The organism is Rhizobium sp. L43 (genome assembly GCF_002531725.1).
GTDB lineage: Bacteria > Pseudomonadota > Alphaproteobacteria > Rhizobiales > Rhizobiaceae > Rhizobium.
In genome coordinates this window covers 35,885-46,797 of record NZ_NWSQ01000038.1, presented here as the reverse complement: position 1 = coordinate 46,797, position 10,913 = coordinate 35,885, and the positions used below count along the sequence as shown (strand labels likewise).

Sequence of the window (10,913 nt, the reverse complement as noted above, 5' to 3'; positions counted from 1 at the left end):
AGGGATTATCGACAGCCAAAGCGTCAAGACCACGGAAAGCGGCGGAATATCCGGCTATGATGCAGGCAAGAAGATTAGTTGAGGCGAGCAATGTGCGGCCATGGTGACTGGACGATCGAAATCGTCAAGCAGGAGGCTTCTGGGGGCATCGTCTGGTTTAGAAAGCACCTCCGACTAAGGCGACTGTTGCCGACCGCCGCTTCTGATTAGATGACATGTTTCCGGAAGAGAACATGCCTCGAAAATTTGAGCGTTTCCCGTTTGCCTTTTGGACCTACGCCGATCGAGAAGCTCGACCGTCTCGGTAAGCGCGGGGGTGGAAACATTGAGAACAACGTCAAAACGAGATGACTGCAAGTTCGCAACTTGCATTTGGCGGAAATAAGCTCCGCAAACTTTATTGCAGTGTTCCGGACGGTGAGTCGAGGCGGGTCCAGTGAGATTTGCCCAGGGCCGGCGCTTTTAACGCGGCGGCCTCGGCGCAGTCGACGACGTTCCCGCCCATCGGACGAAAACTGGCGGGGCAACTTCGACGTCGAAGATGGCGCGGATTGTTGCACGAAAGCCCGCCGCGGGGACATCCCAATGCAGGTCGCCGACTATCGGACGCAGACCGGCGTTAGAGCAGGCTTTTGTCAGACATGTACTCAGCGGTTGTCGGCATTGAGACTGAATGGCGGGAGCTTGACACTACGCGCTGCTACGAAATGCCTGCTGAGCCCACGAATTCACCCCGGCACGCGATTTGCTCTGGTCACGGTATGTCGCCAATCGCAGCGCGATGGTCTTCGGGCGGTGCGTCGCTGTTCGCGTCTCGTGAGGTCCCGATGGTTTGCTGTGGCAATGATAGTGGCTCCGTTGTGACCGGGAAAATCTCAGGAGTGTTGGATGCGATCTAGAGTTCTTCATTTGCGAGCCACAACGATCGCCCACGTCGCGGGCGGTACAGCCAAAGCGGCAGACCTTGAGCCAGGAGGGAAGCCGGGGGTGTGGGACTGGTCTGGAAGTTATGTTTGCGGACGGGTCGGTAGGTGGGTGCGGTCGAACCTGCTGCGCCAATTCCTACGGTCGGGCGACCTATGGCGATACCGACATGTTCGATTTCAACCGGCTGCACAACCCGCACCTGCCGCTCGGCTAAGGGCTGTATCTGTGCCTGGGCGCTGCGCTGGCGCGCCCGGAATTGGGAAGTGCCTTCCCCCCGCCGTTCGTGCGGTCGGAGGATCTGGCGCTGGTAATCGCCGCAGAGGACGTCGTCTACGCGCTGTCTTAGCTCATTTGCTGCCCGCAGTCTGCCCATCATCTTCCGCCCCTTCCAGGCTCAGAGAGTAAAGCGTCACCATGTCCGAACAATCCTTGCCGGCGCTGCCGATGTGGCGGGTCGATCACATCGAGCCCTCGCCCGAGATGTTGGCGCTACGTGCCAAAGGTCCGATCCACCGCGTGCGCCTTCCGTCCGGGCACGAATGCTGGTGGGTGACAGGCTATGACGAGGCCAAGGCGGTGCTGTCTGACGCGGCATTCCGGCCCGCGGGAATGCCTCCGACGGATTTCACCCCGGATTCGGTCATTCTCGGTTCGCCGGGATGGCTGGTCTCGCACGAAGGGGACGAGCATGCTCGGTTACGCACGATCGTGGCGCCGGCCTTCAGCAACAGCAGGGTGAAGCTGCTTACGCAGCAGGTCGAGGCGATCACTGTGCAGTTGTTCGATACGCTGGCGGTTCAGCCCCAGCCCGCAGACTTGCGACGCCATGTCTCCTTTCCGCTTCCGGCCAAGGTAATCAGCGCGCTGATGGGCGTGCCCTTCGAGGAACACGCCTTTTTCGCAGGACTCTCCGACGAGGTGATGACGCACCAGCATGAAAGCGGCCCGCGCAGCGCGTCGGGCCTGGCCTGGGAAGAGCTCCGCGCCTACATTCACGGCAAAATACGGGGCAAGCGACAGGAGCCGGGCGATAACCTGCTGACGGATCTGCTCGCCGCGGTCGACCAGGGCAAAGCGACCGAGGAAGAGGCGATCGGCCTCGCGGCGGGCGTGCTGGTGGCGGGGCACGAGAGCACCGTTGCGCAGATCGAATTCGGCCTGCTGGCCATGTTTCGCCATCCGCAACAGCGCGAACGCCTGGTCCGCGATCCGTCCCTGGTGGACAAGGCGGTGGAGGAGATACTGCGCATGTATTCGCCTGGTGCGGGCTGGGACGGCATCATGCGCTATCCCCGGACCGACGTGACCATCGCAGGCGTGCATATACCCGCGGAGAGCAAAGTACTGGTCGGCCTGCCGGCGACCTCGTTTGATCCGCGCCATTTCAAAGACCCGGAAGTCTTCGACATCGGACGCGACGCAAATCCCCACCTGGCGTTCTCCTACGGGCAGCACAATTGCATCGGGGCGGCGCTGGCCAGGCTGGAACTGAAGGCCGTATTCGGTTCGATCTTCCAGCGCTTTCCCGCGTTGCGCCTGGCCGTGGCGCCCGAAGAACTGAAGTTGCGCAAGGAGATCATCACCGGCGGGTTCGAGGAGATGCCGGTGATCTGGTGCGGACGCCGCCCGGTATCGCAATTTTCTCATTTGACGGCGCCTGGCGCGCGCCGGTCAGATCAGCCACCCGACAGGTAACCAAGATGGACGTGCAAGGAACCAAGGCAGCATGCCACGACGCCTTCGCCGAGCTGGCGTCGCCAGCATGCATCCAAGACCCGTACCCGTTCATGCGGTGGTTGCAAGAGCACGATCCGGTGCACCGCGCGGCGTCGGGCATCTTTCTGTTGAGCCGCCACGCCGACATCTACTGGGCGTTCAAGGCCACGGGCGATGCGTTTCGGGGACCGGCGCCATCCGAACTGGCGCGCTATTTCCCGCGTGCGGCGAGCAGCCTGTCGCTCAATCTGCTGGCGTCCACGCTAGCCATGAAGGAACCACCGACGCATACGCGTCTGCGCCGGCTGATTTCGCGCGATTTCACCGTGGGCCATATCGACAACCTGCGGCCGAGCATCGCGCGCATCGTCGCAGCCCGCCTGGATGGCATGGCGCCCGCACTGGAGCGAGGAGAGGCGGTGGACCTGCATCGGGAATTCGCACTGGCCTTGCCCATGCTTGTCTTCGCTGAATTGTTCGGCATGCCCCAAGACGACATTTTCGAGCTCTCAGCGATCGTCAGCGCCATTCTAGAAGGCCTGAGCCCGCACGCCAGCGATCCACAGCTCGCCGCGGCGGACGTGGCCAGCGCCAGGGTGAAGGCCTATTTCGGCGACCTCATATTGCGCAAGCGCGCCGATCCCTGCCGCGACATCGTGTCGACACTGGTCGGCGCACACAGCGACGATGCCGACACGCTTTCGGACGCGGAGTTGATCAGCATGCTGTGGGGCATGTTGCTGGGCGGCTTCGCCACCACTGCTGCGACTATCGACCATGCGGTGCTGGCGATGCTGGCCTACCCCGAGGAGCGGCACTGGCTGCAGGGAGACGCCGCAGGGGTGGAGGCATTCGTGGAAGAAGTACTGCGCTGCGAGGCGCCCGCCATGTTCAGCTCCATTCCGCGTATCGCCCAGCGCGACATCGAATTGCGTGGCGTGGTGATCCCGAAGGACGCGGACGTGCGCGTGCTGATCGCGGCCGGCAATCGCGACCCGGACGCTTTCGCTGATCCCGACCGATTCGATCCGGTGCGGTTCTACGGCACCAGGCCTGGCATGTCGAACGACGGAAAGATTATGCTGAGCTTCGGCCATGGCATCCACTTCTGCCTAGGTGCGCAACTCGCCAGGGTGCAGCTGGCCGAGAGCCTGCCGCAGATCCAGGCGCGCTTCCCCACGTTGGCCTTGGCCGAGCAGCCGACCCGGGAGCCCTCAGCGTTCCTTAGGACGTTCCGCGCGCTGCCGGTGCGGCTGCACGCGCAGGCGGCGGCTGAGGTTCGCGTCGTGGTCGACCAGGACCTGTGCGGAACCACTGGTCAGTGCGTGTTGACGCTGCCGGGCGCCTTTCGTCAGCGCGAACCGGACGGCGTGGCCGAAGTGTGCATGGCGACGGTCCCGCAGGCGCTGCACGCCGCCGTGCGGCAAGCAGAAAGCCAGTGCCCGGTCGCGGCCATTCGGGTGATCGAAAGCGAAGCCGGCGATAACCACTGCACCAACCCCGGCCCTACGCCCTCTCAGGCAGACGCTGAGCGACATGCAGCGAAGACCTACGCAATCCAGGAGAACATGATGGAACGATTTAAAGGCAAGGTGGCCGTGGTGACCGGCGCCGGCGCCGGGATCGGCAAGGCATGCGCCCTCGCCATCGCACGCGAGGGCGGAAGAGTGGTGGTGGCCGACATTGATGGCCCCGCTGCCATCGCCTGCACCGCACAGATCGCAGCCGAAGCGGGCCAAGCGCTGGCCGTGGCCATGGACATCGCAGATGCGCAGGCGGTGGCAGAGCTTTTCCAAACGGCGAAGCGGCGCTTCGGTGGGGTAGACGTGCTTGTGAACAATGCGAGCGCCATGCATTTGACCCCGCACGACCGCGCGATCCTCGACCTGGACGTGGCGGTCTGGGACAAGACCATGGCGACCAATTTGCGCGGCACGCTCCTCTGCTGCCGGCAGGCCATCCCACAAATGATCACCCGCGGTGGTGGCGCGATCGTGAACATGTCATCGTGCCAAGGGCTCAGCGGCGACACCGCACTGACGTCCTACGCCGCGTCGAAGGCCGCAATGAACATGCTGTCGGCCTCGCTTGCCACGCAGTATGGACACGCGAAGATCCGCTGCAACGCGGTTGCGCCAGGTCTTATCATGACGGAACGCCTCTTCGCCAAGCTGGACGAGTGCATGCAACGGCATCTACACCGGCACCAGCTCCTGCCGCACGTCGGCCGCCCCGAGGACGTAGCCGCGCTGGTCGCATTCCTGCTCTCCGACGAGGCTGCGTTCATCACCGGCCAGGTGTTGTGTATCGACGGCGGCATGTTGTCGCATGTTCCAACCTACGCCGACGGTGGCAACAGCGCGGCTCTGCCGGCCGGTGACGCCGCCGAAGCAGCCGCAACGTCGCACTGGTGATGGACATGCTGCTCAACCCGCTGAACCGCTGGCACCGGCTACGGGACGACATCCCGGTCATGCCTGGCGCTTTCCCCCTGGTCGGGCATCTTCCCGCCATCGTCTGCGATCTGCCGCGCCTGCTGCGGCGCGCCGAAAGGACGCTAGGCAGCCACTTCTGGCTGGATTTCGGCCCGGCCGGACACCTGATGACATGCCTGGATCCGGATGCGCTCGCATTGCTCCGGCACAAGGAAGTGTCCTCGGCACTGATCGAAGAGATGGCGCCCGACATCCTTGGCGGAACGTTGGTCACTTTGGACGGTAGCGCGCACCGGCAGGCGCGCGATGGGATAAATGCGGCGTTTCTGCCCAGGGGTCTGACCGAGGCCGGCATTGGCGAGCTGTTCGAACCAATTATTCGGGCTCAGGTCAGGGCGTGGCGCGACCGCGGTGAAGTCGCTATCCTGCCAGACACCCGCAACCTGATGCTTAAACTCACCTTCAGTCTCATGGGCATCCCCGCCCAAGACCTGTCGGAGTGGCATCGCAAGTACCGGCAACTGCTACAATTGATGGTCGCGCCCCCGATCGACCTGCCGGGGATGCCATTGCGGCGCGGCCGCGCCGCCCGCGATTGGATCGACGCGCAGTCGCGCCAGTTCATCCGGGACGCGCGCGCGCGCGCCGCGCGCACCGGGTTGATCAACGACATGGTGAGCGCCTTCGATCGCAGCGACGGCGCACTCTCCGATGACGTCCTGGTCGCCAATATCCGCTTGCTGCTGCTTGCCGGCCACGAGACCTCCGCCTCAACGATGGCCTGGATGGTGATTGAGCTGGCGCAGCAGCCAGAGCTGTGGGACGCCCTGGTCGAAGAGGCGCAACGCGTGGGCGCGGTGCCGACCGGGCACGAGGACCTGGCGCAATGTCCGGTCGCAGAGGCACTGTTTCGGGAGACGCTACGAATGCATCCGGCTTCCTCGCTCGTACCGCGTCGCGCGATGCAGGAATTACAACTCGGCCAGCGGCACATTCCTGCGGGCACTCATTTGTGCATCCCACTGCTGCATTTCTCGACCTCGGCGCTGCTGCACGAAGCGCCTGATCAGTTCCGTCTGGGACGATGGCTGCAACGCACGGAGCCGATCCGGCCGGTGGACATGCTGCAGTTCGGTGCCGGCCCACACGTCTGCATGGGCTATCATCTAGTATGGCTGGAGCTGGTGCAGTTCAGCATCGCCTTGGCATTGACCATGCAGGAGGCCGGGGTGCGGCCGCGGTTGATGAGCGGCGTCGAAAATGGCCGGCGCTATTACCCGACCGCACATCCGTCCATGACAATCCGCATCGGATTCTCATGAGCTGGGATCGTCTGCCCCGTGTCAGGAGGCAGCGGCGCCGGCGATGGGCGGCATTGCTGCACTCGGCGCGCGCGCCCGGTGCGACGCCGGCAACACCGCGGCTCGCCGCTCGCCGCGGCATTCTCTGTCACGTACAAGGAGATGAACAACATGCAGACGGGTTCCATGCTAAACGACGACCGAACTGGCGTTTCCCCGTTCGGCGGATTGGGCGCGCAGGCGTGCGGCGGAGTGCCGGTGCGCGCGTCCGTACGCATGGTCGCGCTATGCGCCGTCGCGGAGGATGCCGCGCGTTACGCTGTTCCGCGCGCTGGATCGCTATCGCGCCTGTTTCGGATCGTAGGTGGTCGAGGATGACACGCCAGCGGATGACACGACGCTGGGCAAGCCCCCGGCAAGCATGTGGCGGAGAAGAATGCAACCGGCGTGCCGATCACGGAGCTGCATGCAGCGCGCCAGTCAATGCCGGGCCTATGGCCCGAGGCCGAGGAAGCCATCACCCCACTGCGGCCGCGTGCGGAGCGGTTGGCGCAGGCCGTGCAGCGGGCCAAAAGGGTATCTGTTCAAGCACGCGCCGTGCGCATGGGCGCCGGTCGGCACGGAGGCGCCGCCGTACCGCTGCGATCCGCCGGCGGCAGCGCTAGATGCTACATTGTGTCCGATTCCACGGCGCAGATCGCAGCGGTTGCCCACCGCGGTCCGCCGCGCTGTCCGGCGGACCGCCGCCAGCATAGGTGCGCTTCGCCGCGACGGGCCCGCGGCGGTGCCCGGCGTCCGCCCCATCCTGCTTCTCGTCAACTGCCTGCAGAGGGAACATCCCGCATGAATGCGCTGTCCGAACAGATCCTTTCTGAATTGCGCCACCTGCTGAACGAGACGCGCGATGGCGGCAGCGTCAGTCCCTCCGTTTACGACACGGCGCGCGTTTTGCACTTCCGCGGCAACGTCACCGGTCGGCAGAACGCATACGCGTGGCTCATGGCGCAGCAACAGGCTGATGGCGGGTGGGGAAGTGCTGACTTCCCACTGTTCCGCCATGCACCCACGTGGGCGGCGTTGCTTGCATTGCAGCGTGCCGATCCTCTTCCCGGCGCTGCGGACGCAGTTCAGGCTGCAACGCGGTTCCTCGAGCGCCAGCCGGATCCCTACGCAGATGCGGTGCCGGAAGACGCGCCGGTAGGCGCGGAGCTGATCCTGCCGCAGATCTCCGGCGAGGCCGCATCCTTGGTGGACGACGTGGTGTTTCCGCGCTACCCGGCGCTGTTGCCGTTGCGGCAGGCGTGCCTGGCCAAGTTGGGGACGGTGGGACCGCTGCCGAGCGGCCATCCGTTGTTGCACTCCTGGGAAGCCTGGGGCACGTCGCCGACCACGGCATGCCTGGACGACGACGGCAGCATCGGCATCAGCCCGGCGGCAACCGCCGCCTGGCGTGCGCACGCCCTCACACAGGCGAGCGCGCCACAGGTCGGGCGTGCCGACAGGTATCTTCAGGCCGCATCGCGCGCGGCGCGTAGCGGCATCGAAGGTGTCGTTCCTAGCGTCTGGCCGATCAACGTATTCGAGCCATGCTGGTCGCTGTACACCCTGCATCTGGCCGGGTTGTTTTCGCATCCCGCGCTCGCCGAGGCGGTAGGCGTGATCGTCGCGCAGCTCGATGCCTGTCTGGGCGTGCGCGGTCTGGGTCCGGCCTTGCACTTCGCGGCCGATGCGGACGACACCGCCGTTGCGTTGTGCATCCTGCGCCTAGCAGGACGCAACCCGGCTGCCGACGCGTTGCGCCATTTCGAAATCGGCGGGCTGTTCGTTACCTTCCCCGGCGAGCGCAATGCCTCGGTGTCGACCAACATCCACGCCCTGCATGCGTTCAGACTGTTGGGAAAGCCCACCGCCGGCACCAGCGCTTACCTTGAGGCCAATCGCAACCCGGACGGTCTATGGGACAATGAAAAATGGCACGTTTCGTGGCTGTATCCCACCGCGCATGCAATTGCTGCGCTCGCGCAAGGCGTGCCCCAGTGGCGCGACGAGCGCGCGCTGGCGGCGCTGTTGCAGGCGCAGTGCGACGACGGCGGCTGGGGCGCCGGTCGCGCGTCAACATTTGAGGAAACCGCCTATGCGCTGTTCGCCTTGCACGTGATGGATGGGCGCGAAGAGCCGACAGGGCGCGCCCGCATCGCGCTGGCGGTCGCGCACGCGTTGGAGTGGATGCTCGCTCGCCATGAGGCGCATGAATTGCCGCAGACGCCGCTGTGGATCGGCAAGGAATTGTATTGCCCGACCCGGGTCGTGCGCGTGATCGAACTCGCCGGCTTGTGGCTGGCTCTTCGTTGGGGGCGGCGCATCCCGGCCGAGGGAGCAGGAGGAATAGCGCAATGATCCCGACCGAAAGCGCGCTGCAGCAAGTACTGGAGTGGGGGCGTTCTCTAACCGGATTCGCCGACGAGCATGCCGTGGAAGCAGTTAGGGGCGGACAGTACATCCTGCAGCGTATCCAACCGAGCCTGCACGATACCAGCGCCCGCACCGGCCGGGATCCGCAGGACGAAAAGCTGATCGTGGCGTTTTATCGCGAGTTGGCGCTACTGTTTTGGCTCGACGATTGCAACGACCTTGGCCTGATCGCGCCAGAGCAGCTGGCCGCGGTGGAGCAGGCGCTGGGGCAGGGCGGCCCATGCGCGATCCCCGGGTTCGAGGGCTGCGCTGTGCTGCGCGCTTCCCTGGCCGCGCTCGCCTACGATAGGCGCGACTATACTCAGCTTCTTAACGATACCCAGTGCTACTGCGCGGCGCTTCGCGCCGGACACGCGCAGGCGGCGGGGGCGCAACGCTGGTCTTACGCCGAATACTTGCACAATTCCATCGATTCGATCGCCTACGCGAACGTGTTCTGTTGCCTGTCGTTGCTTTGGGGGCTGGACATGGCGACCCTGCGCGCGCGTCCGGCGTTTCGCCAGGTACTGCGGCTCATCTCCACGATAGGGCGCCTGCAGAACGATCTGCATGGACGCGCCAAGGATAGGTCGGCGGGAGAGGCCGACAACGCTGCCATCCTGCTCCTGCAGCGTTATCCGGCTATGCCTGTGGAGGATTTCCTCAACGACGAGCTGGCCGGCCATGAGCGCATGCTGCACCGAGTGATGGTGGAGGAACGCTTTCCTGCGCCATGGGGACCGTTAATCGAGGCCATGGCGGCCATTCGCGCGAAGTACTACGAGACCTCGATCAGCCGCTACGGCAACGATGCTGCGGGGAGAGGCCAGCGTGCGCCGGCGTGAACGCGCGGGAGGCGGCGGCGTGCGCGCAGCGCCCTCGGTCCGATCCGACGCAACGCCAACGCCCAATACGGCGGATCGAGCGAGCATGTGCGACGACGCCCTGACCCGGCGCAAGGACGACCATCTGGACCTCGTGCTTAATCGGCGAACGGCGCCAGCCACGGTCGCCGCCGGCTGGGAGCAAATCCGGTTCGAACACTGCGCACTACCCGAGCTGGACCTGACGCAGATCGGACTGCGCACCTCGCTGTTAGGCAAGCCCATGCGTGCGCCGCTGCTGATCAGTTCCATGACCGGCGGAATGCCACGCGCCGAGGCCATCAATCGGCATCTGAGCGAGGCGGCGCAAGCCTTGGGGATCGCCATGTGCGTCGGTTCGCAGCGCGTGAGCCTGCAATCGCGCAATTCCCAGGGACTGACGCGCGCGCTTCGCCGCCTGGCGCCTGACATTCCCTTGCTGGCCAATATCGGCGCCGCGCAACTGCGTGAGGCCGACGGCCTTGATCTGGCGCGCCGGGCTGTCGATGCGCTGGAGGCTGATGGGCTGATCGTCCATCTCAATCCGCTGCAGGAAGCGCTACAGCCGGATGGCGACCGCGACTGGCGCGGCGTCCTGGAGCAGATGGCTCGCGCCGCGCGTAGCGTGGGCGTGCCGATCGTGGCCAAAGAAGTGGGGTCGGGCCTGTCCGCCTCGGTGGCCTGCGCGCTCGTCGAGGCGGGTGTTGCGGTGATTGATGTCGCCGGAGCCGGCGGCACCAGTTGGGCCGCGGTGGAGGGCGAGCGCGCCCGCGATGCCGCCGGCCGTGCAGTGGCGATGGCGTTCGCCGATTGGGGGATCCCGACACCGGCCAGTTTGCAGGCGGTACGTCGGGCGCTGCCAACGGTGAAGCTTATCGCTTCCGGCGGGATCCGCGATGGCGTCGACGTGGCCAAGGCCATTCGCCTGGGCGCGGACATCGCCGGGCAGGCAGCCGGCGTGCTGCCAGCGGCTACGGTATCGACCGAAGCGGTCGTCGCGCATTTCGAGGTCGTCATCCGCCAGTTGGCCGTCGCCTGCTTTTGCACCGGCTCACCTAATCTGGCGACGTTGCGCCAGGCGCGCTTGTTGCCCTCCGCGCATCCGCCAGCTGGATGATGCCGGCGTCGCTCGCTCGTGTCGGCCGGCGCCTAGCTGGTTGCAAAAACCGTTAACGCTAAAGCTAGACCTCTAATCCACCTGGCCCACGGGTTCGATACAG

7 protein-coding genes and 2 pseudogenes are annotated in these 10,913 nt (G+C 65.2%); all 9 read left to right on the top strand.

The window, feature by feature from the left end:
* Positions 1-1,009: 1,009 nt before the first annotated feature.
* Entirely contained in the window at positions 1,010-1,141 is a 132-nt protein-coding gene (locus CO667_RS36285; RefSeq protein WP_275593058.1) for a hypothetical protein, read from the top strand.
* Between the two features lie 200 nt (positions 1,142-1,341).
* Positions 1,342-2,622: a cytochrome P450 gene (locus CO667_RS31405; protein ID WP_097622047.1), complete on the top strand. Its 1,281-nt coding sequence runs from the start codon at positions 1,342-1,344 to the stop codon at positions 2,620-2,622.
* A 5-nt stretch (positions 2,623-2,627) separates the two neighbouring features.
* A pseudogene (locus CO667_RS36420) lies at positions 2,628-3,908 on the top strand (cytochrome P450); the annotation flags it as partial.
* Positions 3,891-4,046 (top strand): annotated as a pseudogene (locus CO667_RS36415) (ferredoxin); the annotation flags it as partial. The pseudogenes CO667_RS36420 and CO667_RS36415, both read left to right, overlap by 18 nt.
* Positions 4,047-4,214: 168 nt before the next feature.
* Entirely contained in the window at positions 4,215-5,057 is an 843-nt protein-coding gene (locus CO667_RS36410) for an SDR family oxidoreductase (protein ID WP_054186146.1), read from the top strand.
* On the top strand, positions 5,057-6,400 hold the full coding sequence (locus CO667_RS31395) for a cytochrome P450 (RefSeq protein WP_097622046.1): 1,344 nt from the start codon (positions 5,057-5,059) through the stop codon (positions 6,398-6,400). Before CO667_RS36410 ends, CO667_RS31395 begins: the two co-directional genes overlap by 1 nt.
* Before the next feature lie 822 nt (positions 6,401-7,222).
* The gene (locus tag CO667_RS31385; RefSeq protein WP_054186143.1) at positions 7,223-8,776 is read left to right on the top strand and encodes a hypothetical protein; all 1,554 of its coding nucleotides are present in this window, start codon (positions 7,223-7,225) and stop codon (positions 8,774-8,776) included.
* The gene (locus CO667_RS31380; RefSeq protein WP_097622045.1) at positions 8,773-9,675 is read left to right on the top strand and encodes a hypothetical protein; all 903 of its coding nucleotides are present in this window, start codon (positions 8,773-8,775) and stop codon (positions 9,673-9,675) included. The genes CO667_RS31385 and CO667_RS31380 overlap by 4 nt, the downstream gene beginning before the upstream one ends.
* Positions 9,676-9,760: 85 nt before the next feature.
* Complete coding sequence (fni, locus tag CO667_RS31375; RefSeq protein ID WP_097622044.1) at positions 9,761-10,810, top strand: type 2 isopentenyl-diphosphate Delta-isomerase; 1,050 nt, start codon at positions 9,761-9,763, stop codon at positions 10,808-10,810.
* Positions 10,811-10,913: the final 103 nt, after the last annotated feature.

Bases quoted from the DNA above. Each gene is read 5' to 3' on its own strand.
- CO667_RS36410 (WP_054186146.1), top strand. From the start codon at position 4,215: ATGGAACGATTTAAAGGCAAGGTGGCCGTGGTGACCGGCGCCGGCGCC.
- CO667_RS31385 (WP_054186143.1), top strand. From the start codon at position 7,223: ATGAATGCGCTGTCCGAACAGATCCTTTCTGAATTGCGCCACCTGCTG.
- CO667_RS31395 (WP_097622046.1), top strand. From the start codon at position 5,057: ATGGACATGCTGCTCAACCCGCTGAACCGCTGGCACCGGCTACGGGAC.
- CO667_RS31380 (WP_097622045.1), top strand. From the start codon at position 8,773: ATGATCCCGACCGAAAGCGCGCTGCAGCAAGTACTGGAGTGGGGGCGT.
- fni (WP_097622044.1), top strand. From the start codon at position 9,761: ATGTGCGACGACGCCCTGACCCGGCGCAAGGACGACCATCTGGACCTC.
- CO667_RS36285 (WP_275593058.1), top strand. From the start codon at position 1,010: ATGTTTGCGGACGGGTCGGTAGGTGGGTGCGGTCGAACCTGCTGCGCC.
- CO667_RS31405 (WP_097622047.1), top strand. From the start codon at position 1,342: ATGTCCGAACAATCCTTGCCGGCGCTGCCGATGTGGCGGGTCGATCAC.